Source organism: Bartonella sp. CM120XJJH, assembly GCF_042194715.1.
GTDB lineage: Bacteria > Pseudomonadota > Alphaproteobacteria > Rhizobiales > Rhizobiaceae > Bartonella.
Genome location: NZ_JBHINE010000019.1, coordinates 20,292 through 39,474, shown reverse-complemented (window position 1 = coordinate 39,474; position 19,183 = coordinate 20,292). Strand labels below are relative to the sequence as shown.

Sequence of the window (19,183 nt, the reverse complement as noted above, 5' to 3'; positions counted from 1 at the left end):
AAAAGTTCTACATCATCAACCTGATCAACTTTATTAAGAAAAACAACAATTGCTGGAACACCAACCTGACGTGCAAGCAAAATATGCTCACGTGTCTGAGGCATTGGCCCATCAGCCGCCGAAACAACCAAAATAGCACCATCCATCTGCGCTGCCCCTGTGATCATGTTCTTCACATAATCAGCGTGCCCTGGACAATCAACGTGCGCATAGTGACGATTTTCCGTTTCATACTCAACGTGTGCTGTAGAAATAGTAATTCCACGTGCGCGTTCCTCTGGGGCAGCGTCAATTTGGTCATAGGCTTTAAATTCACCAAAGTATTTCGTAATCGCTGCTGTCAACGAGGTCTTCCCATGATCAACGTGACCAATCGTACCAATATTAACATGCGGTTTCGTTCGTTCAAACTTGCTCTTCGCCATTTGAGCTCTCCATTTTCCGTCCACGCCAAGGACTAAGTTAAAAATTAATTACCAACCTGAAATTACGCGTATTTCTTTTGAATCTCCACAGCAACAGCCGAAGGCACAGGCTCGTAATGATCAAACTGCATTGTATACTGCGCACGCCCCTGACTCATAGAACGAAGGGTATTCACATAACCAAACATGTTTGCCAAAGGAACCATTGCATTCACAACCGTTGCAATGCCGCGCGCTTCAGTTCCTGAAATCTGCCCCCGACGAGAATTGAGATCACCAATAACATCACCAACATAATCATCTGGTGTAACAACTTCCACCTTCATGATCGGTTCAAGAAGCTGTGCACCAGCCTTCTTTGCTCCATCACGAAAAGCTGCACGAGCAGCAATCTCAAAAGCTAAAACCGAGGAATCAACATCGTGATAGCCACCATCAATGAGTGTCGCTTTTACACCAAGCATAGGAAATCCCGCAAGAGGACCTGACCCCATAACACTTTCAATCCCTTTTTGGACGCCGGGAATATATTCTTTAGGAACAGCACCACCAACAATCTTTGACTCAAAAATAAAGTCATCACCATCATGAGGCTCAAAAACAATTTTTACACGAGCAAATTGACCAGCACCACCCGATTGTTTCTTATGGGTATAATCAATTTCCGCCATTTTAGTAATTGACTCACGATAAGCAACTTGAGGCTGCCCAACATTTGCTTCAACTTTAAACTCACGCCGCATACGGTCAACAATAATATCAAGATGAAGCTCACCCATTCCAGCTATAATAGTCTGTCCAGATTCTTCATCCGATTTAACACGAAATGAAGGATCTTCGGCTGCTAGACGGTTAAGAGCAATACCCATTTTTTCTTGATCTGCTTTTGTCTTCGGTTCAATTGCAATCTCAATAACAGGCTCTGGAAATTCCATTCTCTCCAAAATAACAGGCTTCAAAGGATCACAAAGAGTATCACCTGTTGTCGTCTCCTTAAGCCCTGCAAGAGCAACAATATCACCAGCAAATGCTTCCTCAATATCCTCACGAGAATTTGAATGCATTTGAAGCATACGCCCCAAACGCTCCTTCTTCTTTTTCACAGTATTCTCAAGAGAAATACCTTTCTGAACCTTACCTGAGTAAATACGACAGAACGTCAATGAACCAACAAAAGGATCATTCATAATTTTAAAAGCAAGCATAGATAGCGGAGCATCATCAGAAGATTCGCGTGTCGTTTCAGACTCAGTCTTTACATCAATACCCTTAATCGCCGGAATATCAATTGGAGAAGGAAGATAGGAAACAACAGCATCCAAAAGTGGCTGCACCCCCTTGTTTTTAAAAGCGGTACCACAAAGAACCGGATGAAACTGAACTTCTACTGTCCCCCTACGAATGAGAGAAACAAGCTGCTCGTTAGTTGGCATAACACCTTCCAAATAAGCCTCTGTCGCAACTTCATCAACCTCCACAGCCATCTCAATCAATTTCTCGCGATATTCTTCAGCTTTTTCCCTTAAATCAGAGGGAATTTCACTTATCACTGCCGAGGCACCAATAGAACCATCCCACTTTAAAGCCTTCATCTCAACAAGATCAACAACACCCTCAAAGTCATTTTCAGCCCCAATTGGCAACTGCACAACAAGCGCTTTAGCACCCAACCGAGAACCAACCATCTCCACACTACGATAGAAGTCAGCTCCTATTTTGTCCATTTTATTAACAAAAACCATACGAGGCACACGATATTTTTCAGCTTGCCGCCAAACAGTTTCCGTCTGAGGCTCCACACCGGCATTTGCATCCAACAAGGCTATTGCACCATCAAGAACACGCAAAGAGCGCTCAACTTCAATCGTAAAATCAACGTGCCCTGGCGTATCAATGATATTAAAACGACGCTTGCGACCGTCCTTCCCCTCCCAAAACGTCGTTGTCGCAGCAGATGTAATCGTAATACCGCGCTCCTGCTCCTGCTCCATCCAATCCATTGTAGAAGCACCATCATGGGTCTCTCCAATTTTATGATTCTTACCGGTATAGAACAGAATACGTTCAGTCATCGTAGTCTTACCAGCATCAATATGCGCCATAATACCAAAATTACGATAATCTTCAATTTTATATTCGCGAGCCATTATATTTGCCTTAGTTTAAAACTTCTACCAGCGATAGTGAGAAAAAGCACGATTAGCTTCAGCCATACGATGAACATCTTCACGCTTTTTCACGGCAGAACCGCGATTATTAGCCGCATCCATCAATTCACCAGACAAACGCTCAATCATCGTCGTTTCATTTCGACCACGTGCCGCCGTAATCAACCAACGAATAGCAAGAGCCTGACGACGATCAGGACGAACATCAATCGGAACTTGATAAGTAGCGCCACCAACACGGCGTGAGCGAACTTCAATATGAGGAGCAACATTCTCCAAGGCCCGATGAAACAGGGCCACAGGATCTGTTTTTACTCTTTTTTCTACAGAATCGAGCGCACCATAAACTATACGCTCTGCAACTGATTTTTTACCATCAAACATAATGGCATTCATAAATTTCATAATAACCAAATCACCAAATTTTGGATCTGGATTAATCTCACGTTTTTCTGCTCTATGACGACGGGACATTGGCTTTGTCTCTCAATATTATTTTGGACGCTTTGCGCCATACTTTGAACGGCGCTGTTTACGATTCTTGACACCCTGTGTATCAAGCAAACCACGAATAATGTGATAACGAACTCCCGGCAAATCTTTCACACGACCACCACGAATCATCACAACAGAGTGCTCTTGAAGATTATGTCCCTCTCCAGGAATATAACCAATCACCTCAAATCCATTCGTCAAGCGAATTTTAGCAACTTTACGAAGGGCAGAATTAGGCTTCTTCGGTGTTGTTGTATAAACACGCGTACAAACACCACGTTTCTGCGGATTCGACTGCAGAGCAGGAACCTTATTACGTTTAACTGGCGCCACACGCGGCTTGCGAATCAACTGGTTTACGGTAGGCATGCAACCTTCCTCTTTTCGATCTACATTCTTCTCACCCAATCGGGCTTTTCTATTTTTATTTCCATCCACCCCAACAGAATCGGAACAGATATCTAAGTCTACACACAAAATCGGGCACACCTGCAAAAAACAGTTTACCCGACCACAAGCAGAGAAGGCAATAGCCTTTTGCACTAGCATTTGCTTTTAATCTTCTTAACACCTGTGAACAATCTTCCGGCTCATATCCAAAACAACCTGATCACATCCACATCGGTTATGTTCATCTCTAATAGCGAGAACACGTACATTCGTCAAGAACTAAACAGCAGAAAGTTTTTTAAAAATGAAAATAAATTAAATTTTAAAACTTTAAATTTGCTTTTACCGCTACTCTTGATAAATCAATTTACCATAGTAATATCCTCTATAAATAAGGAGTGTCATGAAAATATCAACGTGGAATATTGCCGGAATAAAAGCACGACATGAAACATTATGTCGATGGTTGCAGCAAAGCCAGCCGGACATAGTCTGTTTACAGGAAATTAAAAGTATTGATGAAAATTTTCCACGCGATGCAATTGAAAGTTTAGGTTACCATATAGAAACACACGGACAAAAAAGTTTTAATGGCGTTGCGATTCTCTCTAAAAAAACACCAGATGACGTAATCCGTCGATTACCAGGCAATGATAATGATAAACAAACACGTTATATTGAAGCTGTTTATTCAACAAACAAAGGTGTTGTTCGTGTTGCATCTCTCTATTTGCCAAATGGGAATCCTATTGAGAGTGAAAAATATTCCTATAAGATAGAATGGATGGAAAGATTATATACACATGCAAAATTATTGCTTGCGTATGAAGAACCTCTTATTCTAGCGGGTGATTATAATGTCATCCCCGCTCCATTAGATGCAAAGAAGCCTCAAGAATGGTATCAAGATGCCTTATTTCTTCGAGAAACAAGAAAAGCATTCCAACGCATTCTTCATTTAGGTTTTTATGATGCTATCCGGAATGTCACCGATACTCCCTCCTTCAGTTTTTGGGACTTTCAGGCGGGTGCTTGGCCTAAAAATAATGGGATTCGCATTGATCATTTATTATTATCACCAGAAGCTGTTGATCAACTTATTTGCGCTCATAGTCAAACAGAAGTAAGGGGATATCAAAAACCATCCGACCACGTCCCTGTTTGGATTCATCTTAATATCAATTAATAAAGTACAATCCTTATTTCATGAGACAACAAAAAAATTCCGCTCAAAAATAATAACTATGCTACAGCATATAAACAGTATATCTTAAGCAACTAAAATAAAAATAAATGAATGGAGGACATAAATGAAGAAATCATTGTTAATGCTTATTGCAGCAGCGGCCATTGGGTTCACAAGTGTCGCACATGCTGAACACGATACTCTTGAAAAAATAAAACGAACGGGGGAAATTACTTTAGGTGTCCGTGAATCATCTGGTTTAGCCTACGCCCTTGGTAATAATAAATATGTAGGTTTTCATACAGAAATGGCAGAACGGATCATTGATGATATTTCAAAAAAAATTGGTAAACCAATTAAAATTCATTATCTTCCCATCACTTCTCAAAATAGAATTCCTCTCTTAAAAAATAAAACCTATGATTTTGAGTGCGGTTCAACAACAAATGATATTGCCCGCAGTAAAGAAGCAGCATTTGCTTATACGACATACATTGAAGAGGTTCGAATTGCTGTCAAGAAAAACTCTAACATTAAATCTCTTGAGGATTTAAATGGAAAAACAGTTGCAACGACCACCGGTACAACATCTGTTCAACTTATTCGTAAAAATAAACGTGCAAAAAACATTCAGTTTAAAGTTTTAAAGGGGAAAGATCACGGAGATAGTTTTTTATTATTAGAATCTGGTAAGGCAGATGCTTTTGTCATGGACGCTTCAATTCTTGCTGGACATATTGCTAAATCAAAGAATCCATCTGATTATGTCATTCTTGATACTGTACTTTCAGTCGAACCTATTGCCTGTATGCTCAGATTAAATGACAAAAAATTTGAACAAACAATCAACGATAGTATCGTACGTCAGATTAAAGATGAATCACTGGAAAAGCTTTATAATAAGTGGTTTATGAAACCGATCCCACCTGCTAACACTGTTATGAACCTTCCCTTGTCAAAACAAACAAGATATGCTTGGGATCACCCAAATAATAAGCCTCGAGAAAGCTACGTAGAAAAAGATTTATAAAATTTAATAAAGAAGAACCACACTCTTTAAAAATTGAGTGTGGTTTATATTTTAATTCACTTTTTAATAAATTTAGCCTATGTAGATGCGCTTGGTTTATTGTCCTATATGTGAATGACTAATTTGAGGGAATATCAATTAATGGACTTTTCTTTCCTTTGTAGAGATGACCTTACTCAAACACTGGTAACAGGATGCCTGGGAACTCCCGGCGTGAGTCATACCTATTTAGATACACTTCTCGATGGCTTAAAAAATACGGTTATATTGTCTATCACTTCACTTATATTAGCTGTATTGTGTGGCGTTATTATAGGAACAATGCGCACTTTACCCAAAACATCGATAATCAATTGTATATTTCGCACTATCGGTGCTATTTGGGTAGAGATTATGCGTAATATTCCCCTCCTTGTACAAGTGTTTTTGTGGTATTTTGTTGTTCCTAAGATTTATCCACCAGCGATGAAATTTTCCCCTATTCTCTTAATAACATGCGCATTGGGATTTTTTACATCTGCACGCATTGCAGAACAGGTTCGTTCAGGCATTGAAGCGATTCCTTCTGGACAACGCTATGCTGCTATGGCAATGGGGTTTACAACTTATCAAAGTTATCGCTATATTATACTACCACGTGCTATACGTATAATTATGCCACCTCTTACTTCAGAAGCAATGGGGATTGTGAAAAATTCGTCTATAGCATTCGCCGTTTCAATAAATGAGCTCATGCAATTTCAATACCAAGCAATTGAAGAGGTAAGCCATGTTTACGAAAATTATTTGCTTGTTACGATTCTTTATATTCTAATAGCCTTATTCGTATTCATCGTGATGACCGTCATTGAACAAATACTCAAAATTCCTAATTTTCAAACAAAGGGAAATTGAATATGATGAATTTCATAAGCTCTCAGTTTGGACTTTATTTTCCTTTCAATTTTTCCGACTTTGATTTTTCCTTTTTTACCTTTGATGTATTTCGTTCTTACATTTTATCAGGTTTACTTTTTAGCGTTTTTCTAACTCTTTTTGCAACGGTATTGGGGCTTGTTTTCGGCACCCTTTTAGCAATGATGCGCCTTTCTTCCATAAAACTTTTTTCTTGGTTTGCAATCGTTTACATAACAGCTATGCGTTCAATACCACTTGTGATGGTTATCTTATGGTTTTTCGTGCTTCTGCCTTTTTTAACTGGTACATCCATTGGTGCAAATAAATCAGCACTCATTACCTTTACCGCATTTGAAACAGCTTATTTTGCAGAAATTATGCGTGCTGGAATCAATTCAGTTCCGCAAGGACAAAAATATGCAGGGCAAGCTCTTGGAATGACCTATTGGCAAAGTATGTACATTGTCACTCTTCCTCAAGCCTTTAGAGATATGCTTCCAGTCTTTTTAACACAAGTTATTATCCTTTTTCAGGATACAACCCTTGTTTATGCCATCAGTGGCAACAGTCTTTTAAATGGTTTTGATATTGCTGCTAATAATTTTGGTGTAAAGCAAGAAGCTTATATCTTAGCTGCTATTTTCTATTTTGTTATCTGTTTTACACTGTCACAAATAGTTTTGTATTTACAAAAAAAAGTATCCATTATTCGCTAATAGGAAAAAAAATGTCTACTCATATGATCGAAATAAAAAATGTTTCTAATTGGTATGGCGAAGTTAAAGTCCTTAAAAACTGTACAACCAACATTAATAAGGGAGAAGTGGTTGTCGTTTGTGGTCCATCAGGATCAGGAAAGTCAACACTCATTAAAACTATTAACGCTCTCGTCCCTTTTCAAAAAGGTGAAATTTGGATTAATGGAATACCAGTTCATTCAAAACAAACAAATCTGCCTAAATTGCGAAGTCAGGTGGGAATGGTATTTCAACACTTTGAGCTTTTCCCCCATTTATCTGTCACAGAAAATTTGACAATTGCACAAATCAAAGTCCTAAAACGAAGCAAAAAAGAAGCACTTGAACGTGGATTGTTGTATCTTGAACGCGTTGGACTGATTGAACACAAAGATAAATATCCTGGTCAACTTTCTGGAGGGCAACAACAACGTGTTGCTATTGCACGTGCCTTAACTATGGATCCACTTGTCATGCTTTTTGATGAACCAACATCTGCTCTAGATCCTGAAATGGTAGGTGAAGTACTCGATGTCATGATTAGCTTAGCAGAAGAAGGTATGACGATGATTTGTGTAACCCATGAAATGGGATTTGCACAAAAAGTCTCGGAGCGTGTTATTTTCATAGATCAAGGAACAATTCTTGAAGACTGTTCATCTAAAGAGTTCTTTTCTGATCCGCAAGCAAGAAAACCGAGAACGCAAGAATTTTTGTCTAAAATCCTAAGTCATTAGCCATCAGATTATCGCAAAAAGCTATCTTTACTATGAACTTGTATACAAGAAACAGAGTTTAATAGCAGATGATAAAATGTAAAAATATTACAATTAGACGTTTAAAAGCTGTTATTTTTTAAAATATCAGCAACCAGTGAAATTACTGTACGTCTCTCAAATTCATTACAAAGAGCAAAAGCCTGTTCTTGCAAAGGTCGAATCCAATTTCTGTCTTTTACATTAGCTTTTTCATAGGCAGCAGTTAACATTGCCGCCCCACGGATAATTTTTCCTTCTTGAAGCAGCATATTTCCAAGCATTGCTTGGGCGGAATGATTTCCTTTTTTTGCTGAAAGTTGAAACCAACGTGCTGCTTGTATAAGATTCTTCTCCCTTCCCTCTCCTTTTAAAAATATTTTTCCTAAATGATACTGAGCTTTAGGATTTCCATAGTTTACCGCAGCCTGCATATAAAGATGAGCAGCATAAGAAGGATCAGGTTTCACAAATGATTGAGGAATGCCTTTTTTTATATATCCCGCAAGTTTAACCAATGCGTCAGAAACATAACTTTCATCCTCTGAACCAAGATCAGCACCTTTTTCAACAATATATGCAAAAAAATGATATGCCTTATAATCATTTTTAGGGACACCATCACCGTTTGCATAGATAGAGCCAAGTTTCCAATTTGCACCAATATGGCCCTTCTTAGCCGCACAACGTAATGCTGCAATAGCCTGATTTATATGCCTACTTTTATAAGCAGACATACCACGTTTAAAAAAATAAAACGAACCATCATTCGCTTCTTGCAAACTATTGACATTTATTGCATAAACAGTTGAAAAAAATCCCCCTAAAATTACAACAATCGTGGCCTTTTTCCATATCTGAAACCTATTAACCATTTCCCCCCCTATCTCAACTTTAATGATTATATCTGTTATAAATTTCTTTGTAGATATTTAAACCCCTTTTCTTATTAAGAAGCACACGTGATTTTAAAGGAAAAATTTTAAAAGAAAAGACAGATAAATAAAAACCATCCAAAATGTTCGATAAAATTAAGTATCCATTTTTATATACAAAAAATTGATTTTTAAATATAAATCATTATTCTATATTTTGTAACACATCCTTTAACATTCTAGGATTTATTGATCTTAAAATTTTATACGTATGAGTAAAAATCGTTCAATGAAATAACGTGCATTAAACAGCAGCTTGAGAACGAAGAGAATACATGATGAATGATAAGCGTTTAAGTACAAAAAACAATACGAAAACGGATAAATATAATGATGATCGTTAACTTATAACTTCACAACTGCCTTACCACCTTAAAGACGAAGTTCTTCCACAGTCAATATATAAACAATACAGCTTTCTGACATCATTTCACATGGATTACTTCATACTTTACACACAAGCCCTACCTCAGAATACTCATCACTACATACAACAAAAATATTACATGTGTGATTTTACATGCCTTATATTGCTACTCTAAATGATGATGTTTTACGGTAACAAATCAGAATATTGATTTATAATGATAATTTATTTTTTTGCATGTTGAATGAGTCCCTCGAATATCGTAAGATTCTCCCATTCCAAACCTGTTCCATGTTAAATAAATCAAAACCGTCCTCTTACACATTACAAGCAAGGGGGGCTATGTGGATCAAACTCTGTGTAATAAAGAACTAAAAATGCCTCTTATGAACGGTCTTAAGTGCCAAGGGCTATCCGGATTGGACGGGATGGTGCTACGGGGGGCTTGCTGCTTTACCAGCATAAAGAAGGGGAGCTCAAATGGATTTACCGTTATAGCATTCATGATCTCCGTCGTGAAATAGGGTTGGGTGCCTTAAGAGATGCTTCTTTAATGGTAAATATAAACAATAGATTTCAGTAGAGATTTTATGATCGTTCATGAAAAACTAACAAAAGAAAAAGTTCCCTTTAAAGAAGATCTATACCAGCCCTAATGGTGTGAAATCATTCATCAAAAAAGAAGAAGTTGAAATCAATTCAATCGCTCTAAAGCAACAAATATTTTTTTCTGCGCTGCACGCAATTCTACAACCCTGTTCCGTTCACGCTCAACAATTTCTGCTTTTGCATTTGCTATAAATTGGGGGTTGTTTAACTTAAGCGATATTTTTTCAATATCTTGTTCAATTTTACTGACATCCTTCCTCAAACGAACACGTTCAGCCTCTAAATCAATCAACTGTCCTAATGGTAAACAAAAAACAGCCTCTCCCAAAATCATTTGTGCTGATACTTGCGGAACTTTATCCGAGAAATCAATAACTTCAATACGCGCTAATTTTTTAAGAAGTGCATCATAACGCCTCACACGCTCTCGCGTTACTTCCCCTCCTTCGACAACAACAAGAGGTGCTTGTGTAGCCACAGGAATATTCATTTCAAAACGTACAGACCGAATCCCTGTAACGACATCAATAAGCCAATTAATATCATCAGCAGCTTCTTCATCTATCAATGTTTCCTCTGGCCATTTTGTCAATGCGAGCATATCCTCACGCTTGCTGGCTTGCGTTTCTGTAAGAGACCACAACTCTTCCGTCATATGAGGCATAAAAGGATGAAGAAGTTTATAAACTTCATCTAAAACCCAAGCAGTACAAGCTTGAGCCTCATTTTTAGCATCTTCATTTTCCCCCTGAAAAATAGGTTTGAGAAGCTCCAAATACCAATCACATAATGTATTCCAAATAAAACGGTAAAGTGTGGCAGCTGACTCATTAAATTTATAGTGTTCAATACCAGTCGTCACTGCTGAAATCGTTTTAGATAACTCTGTTAAAATCCAACGATTAAGCGCCAGTTTTGCTTGTTCTGGCTTAAAAGTTGGATCATGCTTCACACCATTCATCTGCGCAAATCGGGTAGCATTCCACAATTTTGTCGCAAAATTACGATAACCAGCAATACGAGAAGTATCAAGTTTTACATCACGACCTTGTGCTGCCATAATAGCTAAAGTAAACCGAAGTGCATCAGCACTATATTGATCAATAAGCTCTAAGGGATCAATAATATTTCCCTTTGATTTTGACATCTTTGCACCCTTTTGATCCCGAACAAGAGCGTGCACATAAACCGTTGGAAAAGGAACGTCACCCATAAAGTGAAGTCCCATCATCATCATACGAGCAACCCAGAAAAAAATAATATCAAATCCTGTCACGGATAAAGATGTTGGATAAAAAGTAGATAATTCAGGCGTTTTATTTGGCCATCCTAATGTTGAAAAAGGCCAAAGCGCTGATGAAAACCAAGTATCTAAAACATCCGGATCACGGATTAATTCAACAACCTCACCATAATGAACAAAAGCTGAATCTAAAGCCTCTTTTTCACTTTTTTCAACAAAAACCGTTCCATCAGGACCATACCAAGCAGGAATCTGATGTCCCCACCATAATTGGCGAGAAATGCACCAAGGTTGAATATTTTCCATCCAATTGAAATAAGTCTTTTTCCAGCTATCAGGAACGAACTGCGTTTTTCCTTGTTGAACAGCCTCTATCGCTGGCTTTGCTAATTCAGCAGCATGAACATACCATTGATCTGTCAAAAAAGGCTCAATAGGAACACCACTGCGATCTCCATGAGGAACCATATGGATATGATCATCAACAGAAGCTAAATATCCCTGTTCTTCCATCAAGGAAACAATCTTCTGGCGAGCAACAAAACGATCAGATTTATCGAGATTTTCTATTAACATTTTTAATTCATCTGACAAAATCAAACCATCGAAAAATGCTTCATTTCCACGGAGAAAAATCTCGGCTTTTTGGGTAAAAATATTGATCAAGCGTAAATGATTACGCTGCCCTACTTCAAAGTCATTAAAATCATGAGCTGGTGTAATTTTTACAGCACCACTTCCAGCTTCAGGATCAGCATGCGTATCACCAACAATTAATAACCTACGACCAACAAGCGGCAAAAGAGCATTTTTACCGATAAGATTTTTATAACGCTCATCTTCAGGATTAACAGCAATTCCTGTATCACCAAGCATTGTTTCTGGCCGTGTTGTCGCCACTGTTATAAAAGTTGTTGCATCATTTGGATCAAAAATCTTATCCTCAAGTGGATACCTAAAGTGCCACAAATGTCCTTGAACTTCTTTTTGCTCAACTTCAAGATCTGAAATAGCTGTCAACAATTTAGGATCCCAATTAACAAGGCGCTTATCCCTATATATCAACCCTTGCTTATAAAGCGTGACAAAAACTTCACGAACTGCCTGCGACAACCCCTCATCCATTGTAAACCGCTCACGCGACCAATCACATGAAACCCCAAAACGACGCAACTGGTTCGCAATAACGCCTCCAGTTTCATAACGCCATTCCCAAATACGCTCAATAAACTTTTCTCTTCCCATTTCTTGACGCGTTGGTTCTTGGCGTTCTGCAAGTTGACGCTCTACAACCATTTGTGTAGCAATCCCAGCATGATCCATACCAGGCTGCCACAACACATTTCTGCCACGCATCCGCTGAAATCTAACTATTATATCTTGAATTGTCGTATTGAGCGCATGCCCCATATGAAGTGAGCCCGTAACATTAGGAGGTGGAAGCATAACGCAAAAAGGTTCTGCTCCGCTTTTAGAACCAGCTCCGGCTTTAAAAGCCCCACGAGTCTCCCATCTCTTTGTAACCCGTTGCTCTATAGAGGCAGCATCATAGTTTTTTTCTAACATTCTATTCATCCATAACGCCGTTGAAAAACACAATATACGATCACATCCCGATCAAAAACCCGTGAATTTCAGCCATTCACTAAAGAGCTCGCAAAATCGCAAACAAAATCCCAATAAAATGAAAAACATAAAAATAATGTAAAAAAATAATTAAGATGACTTTTTAATCGCCTTCACAATCTCTTCACGTAAAATATCTTCTAGTAAATTAGGCAATTTAGACTGTAACCATTCTGCTATAGCCGGACGCAATACATCCTTCGCAATCTTTTCTGCAGAAGAAATACAATATGCAGACAATTCCACATGACCATCCTCTCCAGCTTCTGACTGTGATTTCCTTATCTCATCTTCATATTCTTTTGCTTTATATACAGAATTCCGTTCTTCAGAAGAAAGCTTCATCTTTTGCATATCCATACCAACTGTATTATTTTCTGCCTCTATATCCTCTTTCTCTTGCTTTATCTTCCCTCCTTGATTTTCAGAAGAAAGACCAATACGATCAGCTAAAGCTTTCATAGCATCATCAACCGATAAGGTTGTATCATAAATACCCTCTGATACAACTTCTGAACGACCTTCCGAAGCATTCACTGCAACATCTTCATTTAAAAAGTGATCAGATTGAACCGCATTTTCTTCGATTATTTCACGAATAGATGTTAAAATTTCATCCATACTTGGCTCACGTAACACGCTTGAACTCTGTACCATACTTTACAACCTCTCAAAGACGCAACAACAAATAGAATCATATTTTCAGTGTATGCAAAAGAATTATAAGATCAACATGCCTCCCACGATATTTTCAAATATGCTTGTCATAAAGAGGGCGCTACACACAGTTTTCTACACTTTATAAAAATAACATCTCGCCGCAATATTTTTCAACATATTCAACTGTTAATTTACTAATCTTTTAAAAACTAAAATAATTTAAGATTCAAAGAGATACTTTTATGTATTATCGGATATATTTAATTGTTTTTAAACCTAAATAACTTGCAGTCAATTTACCAATAGAAGATTGAACACTATAGCTCGCCACAACAGCATTACGCTCTGCCATTGCAAGCGCAATCTGAGCATTAATCAACTGAGTACGAGAATTTAAAACATCCAACGTCGTTGCTTGCCCTACGCGATTTTCTTGAACACGACCTTTCAGAGCAATTTCAGCAGCACGAACACTTTCACGGTAAGCAACAACAGATGAACGTGCGCCCTCCAACTGAAACCAAGCAGAAGTAAGTGCTTGCCTCGTATCACTATGCGCCAAATCGAGTTGAAGCTGCGCCTGTCCAAGCTGTTCCCTTGATTGGCGAATTTGCGCAGACGTACGCCCTCCTTCAAAGATTGGAACACTTACTGACAATCCTATTGATTTAGAAACGCCATCCTCTCCAGCACCGCTGTAGATTCGATTGTAAGATGCTGTTGCAGAAAAATCAACTTTAGGGAGCAATGCTCCTTCTTTTGCCTTTACATTGTAAACACTCGCATCGACTAAATATTTAGCATAAAGGATTGCTGGGTGCATCACAACGCTCATTTGGTAAGCCATATCAAGATTGACGGGAAAATCTTTGGCTACGGGTGGGCGTTTTAACTTTTCAGGATCAGAACCAATAACTTGTCGATACACTGCCTCTGCTGCTTTTACATCAGCACGAGCAAGACTCAGCTCGGAAACCGCCACAGAACGTGCAGCTTGAGCTTGAGCAAGATCAACATGCCCTCCTTCACCCACATCAAATTTTGCTTTATTGGAGCGAACTTGTTCCTCAAGAGCTGCCAAATTTTCTCTCCGAAGATCGGCAACACGACGTGCGTGATAGACATTAGCATAAGCGGTCACTGTCTCTAGAAATGTATTTTGTTCAACATTACGAAGATATTCACGCTGAGCCTGCAACTTAATTTGAGCTGAAGAAAAGATATTTTGCGTGATAAAACCATCAAATAACCTTTGATTTAATCTCACGCCTATAGATCCAGAAGTGACATAAGGACCCGTGAAAGACTTATTCCGCCCATAGTTCCCAACCCCTTCAACTTGTGGCAATAGCCCTGATCGCGCAATGACAACATCATCACTGGATATACGCACAGCTGCACGTTCACTATTCAACTTAGCATTATGTTTATAAGCCTTAGAAAAAGCATCCATCAATGTTTCAGCATAAACAGTCTCTGATAGTAAAATACTCAACACCAGTAATAAACACGCCTGAAACTTCTTGTTTATTCTAAACACAATACACACAATAACAAACCCCAAATAAATTACGAAACTATCTTTTATTCTCAAAACAAACAAGCACTAAAATACAAAACTAGGTGTTTTTAAAAAGCAAGGAAGAGGCTTTACAGCGAGGTTAAAAGCACGACGTGCCGAAATGATTCCATCTTCTTTTATATAGATTTGTGCAACAGCAGCATTTCCATACCCTTCAACCACAACAAGACGTCCACAATCTTTCATTTGATCAAAGATACCTTGTGGAATAAAATCAACAGATCCCTCAATGAAAATCACATCATAAGGTCCCTCAACGGCATATCCTTGCTCTAATGGACCATGAACGACAACCACATTATCACATTGATTACGTTCTAAAGCTTCAAGAGCACATTCAAAAAGAGATTTATTACTTTCTAAAGCAATAACAGACCCTGCAAGTTTTGCAAGCAACGCTGCACAATAACCACTATTTGCACCAATATCTAAAACAACATCTGATGATTTTACAGCGGCAAGCTGTAGTAATTTCGCTAGAGATGCAGGTTTCATCAAATAGCGTGCAGGAACCCCATCTTGCGCTGAACATAGAACAATATCGGTATCAAGATAACTTAACACTTTCATATCTTCCGATACAAAATCTTCACGAAATACCGTTAAAAAGGCTTCAAGAACTGATAAATCCGTTACATCGACTGTACGAATTTGATTGTCAACCATTTTGCGACGAAGCTCAGCAAAATCTGCAACCATAACGAATATTTTCTCCTAACCTACAAAAAACAAACAAAACAACGACAATAAGGGACGAAGATCTCTTAAACTATGGGTGTTAGAAAAAGGGATGCTACAGTCAATAATTAGATTTTAACTGTATAATCTCTCATACAAAAGTGTCTTCACAAGAATAGAGGGAAATAATCTATTTTCCTATACCTCATCTCCCCTAAAAGCCGTTTCGTTTAAAATCGGCTGGAGGCCTCGCCCGGAATCGAACCGGGATACAAGGATTTGCAGTCCTCTGCGTAACCATTCCGCCACGAGGCCTCGTCAACAAACATAAAGTGTTCAATAAGGGAAGGCAACGCATCCGTCAAGGTATAGAAGTCTTCTCTCACCTTTTTTCCTCTTATTACACAATTTATCATATTTTTTTTAAAAAAAGTAATTTTATCCTTTGCAAATCAGTATTGCTTTGCTATAGCCTTTTCAACTAGATGATTGGGCACCGTTCCCCGGTAGCTCAGCGGTAGAGCAACCGGCTGTTAACCGGTTGGTCGCTGGTTCGAATCCGGCCCGGGGAGCCACTTTTCTTTTCTATCACAAATAACTTATTGATTTTCTATCTGTTTTTTTAAGTGAGGGATTCGTTAATAAAAGTGATGGAATAGGATTTTTGCTTTTTGCAATAAAGTAGAAACGCAATACCCTACGGGATGTATTTTTTGCAATGAACGCAAAAAATTGATTCATTTTAAATAGCATAAATAAGATTACTTTTTTAAACTACCGCGCCTCTATAAGAGAGCACTGCAATTATTTGCACATTATAAATTACGATTTTTTTCATCAGAGATGAATTATTAAGCCCCATCAGCAATGAAAAGATCTCATATATTTTTTTCCAAGGAAAAAATTATATGTATTCCAGAAAACAATTAAACTTAAAAAAAACTGCTCATGTAGCAATCATTTTGAAAAATAGAAGAAACAACAATCAAGGCATATATTATCTCCATACACCCCACATAACCTCCTCCCCATCCTAAAAGCAAAAAACATCAAACAAGTCTTTAAACATTCCGGCGTCTTATCTAACAGATTGTTCCTCCTGCTAACCATTTCAACGCTTTACAAACAACCTTCCTTGGATATTTCATCACACTGTCATAAAACATTTAATACATAAAGTCTTATAGGCTTTATACCCCCCCAAAAATAATAGTGTTTTACAGTAAAAACCAAGATAACGAGCGTAAATTGTTAAGAATCCTGAGAAAGCCTTCAGAAATCATGACATTCTCGCTATTGTATTATGCAACCACGCGCTTTTTTAAAGAGATATCTCTTAAATCCCCCAAGCCTCTTTCACAATGCCTCCCGTAAATGGTATAAAATGAAATCGATTGAGCAGCTCCATCTTTATTTTATAATAAAAGCCATGCCATCATACTATTTTCCGACTCTCAATCTTAGCAATCCCCCTTGCCTTTGAAAGAGTTGATAAAAATCATTTTATTTATTTCTCAAGTGTTTATCTATACGATAATTTCACATACAACGTGCAAATGAATACTTTTAATTGATCCGCATAAATAGCTTCAAAATGAAAAAATTGCCTCTACAATAATGATTTCTTTTTTTAAGATTTTTAAAATCCAAACAGCTAGAAGTTTTCATTTCTAAAAAATGAAAACCTCTGAAGGATCTTCTTACTTTGACAAGAGTATTTTATAGCTCTTTTCAATTGAGAATAAATCAGCAAAAGTAAAAAATCTCTAGTACATGATCTTTTTTCAAGACTTTATCTAAGCAGCCTTCTTAACTGATTTTCGAAACCGAAAAGGCTTTGCACGCTTTGCCACCGCTTTTGCTTTTTTATGCCTCTCATTTTGAGGTGAAGAATTCTTCCGCTGCAGCTGCGCGGCATCATCTTTTCGACCTAAAAACTGTTTTTGACGTTTAGATTTTTTAAAACGGTGTTCCTTATCGTTTTCTTTTTCTCTACTTTCTCGCACAATTGGCTTTTCTGGAAACGCTGCAAATTGTTCTGGAACAGACTCAGCCACCAATTTCATACGAATCAAGCGCTCTATAGCACGCAACCGGGACCTTTCTATCTTATCATCAAAAAGTGTAAGTGCTACACCAGATGCACCATTACGTCCTGTACGACCAATACGATGTACATAACTTTCAGCTTCATCTGGTAAGTCGTAATTAATAACGTGACTTATCCCTGGTATATCAATGCCTCGTGCAGCAATATCTGTTGCCACTAGGATCTGCACAGATCTTTCACGAAAAGCTTTTAAAGCAGACTGGCGAGCACCTTGTGATTTATTTCCATGAATTGTTGCGACTAAATATCCTATCTTTTCTAAACTACGTGTGACAGCATCTGCCCCATGTTTAGTTCGAGTAAAAACAATAACCGAATCAAAAGCTGGATTTGTCAAAAGTTTACTTAAAACATTCTTTTTTTCATTCGTAGGAACACAATATAATTTTTGGCAAATCTCTACAGCCGTAGTACCTTGAGGAACAACTTCAATTTTAACCGGATCATTGAGTAAACATTTTGCAAGAACAGCAATTTCCCTGGGCATTGTTGCAGAAAAGAGTGCTGTCTGACGCTCTTGATGCAAAAGCTTTGCAATTTGCTTAACATCATGAATAAACCCCATATCCAACATACGATCTGCTTCATCCAAAATCAAAAAACGAGATTGGGAAAGATCAACACACTTTTCACGAACAAGATCTCTCAAACGCCCTGGAGTCGCTATCAAAACATCCACACCTGCTTCCATACGTTTAATTTGTTTTAAACGTGATACCCCCCCAAAAACAAGACATGTTGAAAGATGTGCTCCTTTTGCCACAGTGCGAATCGTTTCATCAATCTGAACAGCAAGTTCACGCGTTGGAGCTAAAATCAAAGCGCGTGCAGTTTTAGGACAGCGTTTATCACCCAAAGCCAAAATCTGACTTAAAATAGGTAAACCAAATGCCAAGGTTTTTCCAGAGCCTGTCTGAGCAACACCTAAAATATCGTGTCCTTTCAACATCACTGGAATAGCTTGTTCTTGTATAGGTTTAGGTTTACTCATTCCAGCAATGAGTAAATTTTTAATCAAAAGAGTAGGCAAACCTAACTTTGTAAAAACATTTTCTTCTTTTATAGGCAAAATAAAATCTCTCCTCAGCTGAAGAACTCAAAACAAGTAACCAGCTGAACTGTCCACTCAAGAATCCGCGCAAGAGAAATCCCTGACATTTTAAATGAAGCAACGCTTAACAAGCGGCTTGCGCAACTCACGAGCACCTTGAAACCAAGATAAAGGCGTATAAACTTCACTTTACAAAAAGCCAACAAACCAGCCTAAATGCCTTCATCCTCATTATCCTT

At 38.1% G+C, this 19,183-nt stretch carries 15 protein-coding genes and 2 tRNA genes; 6 read left to right on the top strand and 11 right to left on the bottom strand.

Annotated elements, in window-relative coordinates; translation table 11 throughout:
* The 4 genes from ACFIKU_RS07585 to rpsL all read right to left on the bottom strand — a co-directional run.
* On the bottom strand, positions 1-425 hold a 425-nt coding region (locus tag ACFIKU_RS07585), incomplete at its 3' end, for a GTP-binding protein (protein ID WP_375656741.1).
* 62 nt (positions 426-487) lie between these two features.
* Positions 488-2,572: an elongation factor G gene (fusA, locus tag ACFIKU_RS07580; RefSeq protein WP_375657136.1), complete on the bottom strand. Its 2,085-nt coding sequence runs from the start codon at positions 2,570-2,572 to the stop codon at positions 488-490.
* A 24-nt stretch (positions 2,573-2,596) separates the two neighbouring features.
* A complete protein-coding gene (gene rpsG / locus ACFIKU_RS07575) occupies positions 2,597-3,067 on the bottom strand; it encodes a 30S ribosomal protein S7 (protein ID WP_375642398.1) in 471 nt (156 codons plus the stop codon).
* A gap of 18 nt (positions 3,068-3,085) precedes the next feature.
* Positions 3,086-3,457 carry a 30S ribosomal protein S12 gene (gene rpsL, locus ACFIKU_RS07570; RefSeq protein ID WP_005773262.1) on the bottom strand — a complete coding sequence of 124 codons (372 nt, stop codon included), beginning with the start codon at positions 3,455-3,457 and terminating at the stop codon, positions 3,086-3,088.
* Between the two features lie 424 nt (positions 3,458-3,881).
* Between rpsL and xth the strand changes: the two genes are divergently transcribed.
* The 5 genes from xth to ACFIKU_RS07545 all read left to right on the top strand — a co-directional run bounded on the left by xth (position 3,882) and on the right by ACFIKU_RS07545 (position 8,065).
* A complete protein-coding gene (xth, locus tag ACFIKU_RS07565; protein ID WP_375657135.1) occupies positions 3,882-4,664 on the top strand; it encodes an exodeoxyribonuclease III in 783 nt (260 codons plus the stop codon).
* A gap of 124 nt (positions 4,665-4,788) precedes the next feature.
* Positions 4,789-5,694, top strand: coding sequence for a transporter substrate-binding domain-containing protein (locus ACFIKU_RS07560; protein WP_375657134.1), 906 nt, complete (start codon positions 4,789-4,791; stop codon positions 5,692-5,694).
* 141 nt (positions 5,695-5,835) lie between these two features.
* Positions 5,836-6,588 (top strand): amino acid ABC transporter permease, encoded by a 753-nt coding sequence (locus tag ACFIKU_RS07555; protein ID WP_375657133.1) that lies wholly within the window; start codon positions 5,836-5,838, stop codon positions 6,586-6,588.
* Between the two features lie 2 nt (positions 6,589-6,590).
* Positions 6,591-7,307, top strand: coding sequence for an amino acid ABC transporter permease (locus tag ACFIKU_RS07550; protein ID WP_375642394.1), 717 nt, complete (start codon positions 6,591-6,593; stop codon positions 7,305-7,307).
* 11 nt (positions 7,308-7,318) lie between these two features.
* The gene (locus tag ACFIKU_RS07545; RefSeq protein ID WP_375642393.1) at positions 7,319-8,065 is read left to right on the top strand and encodes an amino acid ABC transporter ATP-binding protein; all 747 of its coding nucleotides are present in this window, start codon (positions 7,319-7,321) and stop codon (positions 8,063-8,065) included.
* A 101-nt stretch (positions 8,066-8,166) separates the two neighbouring features.
* On the opposite strand, the gene ACFIKU_RS07540 is transcribed toward ACFIKU_RS07545, so the two are convergent.
* From ACFIKU_RS07540 to ACFIKU_RS07515, 6 genes are all read right to left on the bottom strand, one after another.
* Complete coding sequence (locus ACFIKU_RS07540) at positions 8,167-8,958, bottom strand: tetratricopeptide repeat protein (RefSeq protein ID WP_375657132.1); 792 nt, start codon at positions 8,956-8,958, stop codon at positions 8,167-8,169.
* A 1,121-nt stretch (positions 8,959-10,079) separates the two neighbouring features.
* A complete protein-coding gene (locus tag ACFIKU_RS07535) occupies positions 10,080-12,803 on the bottom strand; it encodes a valine--tRNA ligase (protein ID WP_375657131.1) in 2,724 nt (907 codons plus the stop codon).
* A gap of 150 nt (positions 12,804-12,953) precedes the next feature.
* Positions 12,954-13,520, bottom strand: a complete 567-nt coding sequence (locus ACFIKU_RS07530) for a DUF2497 domain-containing protein (protein WP_375642390.1) — start codon at positions 13,518-13,520, stop codon at positions 12,954-12,956.
* 250 nt (positions 13,521-13,770) lie between these two features.
* Positions 13,771-15,021 (bottom strand): TolC family outer membrane protein, encoded by a 1,251-nt coding sequence (locus ACFIKU_RS07525; RefSeq protein WP_375642389.1) that lies wholly within the window; start codon positions 15,019-15,021, stop codon positions 13,771-13,773.
* Between the two features lie 108 nt (positions 15,022-15,129).
* Entirely contained in the window at positions 15,130-15,804 is a 675-nt protein-coding gene (locus ACFIKU_RS07520) for a protein-L-isoaspartate O-methyltransferase (RefSeq protein WP_375657130.1), read from the bottom strand.
* Between the two features lie 220 nt (positions 15,805-16,024).
* A tRNA-Cys gene (locus ACFIKU_RS07515) sits at positions 16,025-16,098 on the bottom strand.
* A gap of 185 nt (positions 16,099-16,283) precedes the next feature.
* Between ACFIKU_RS07515 and ACFIKU_RS07510 the strand changes: the two genes are divergently transcribed.
* Positions 16,284-16,358: transfer RNA gene (locus ACFIKU_RS07510), tRNA-Asn, on the top strand.
* Positions 16,359-17,579: 1,221 nt separating this feature from the next.
* Here ACFIKU_RS07510 and ACFIKU_RS07505 read toward each other — a convergent pair.
* Positions 17,580-18,962: a DEAD/DEAH box helicase gene (locus tag ACFIKU_RS07505; protein WP_375657129.1), complete on the bottom strand. Its 1,383-nt coding sequence runs from the start codon at positions 18,960-18,962 to the stop codon at positions 17,580-17,582.
* Positions 18,963-19,183: the final 221 nt, after the last annotated feature.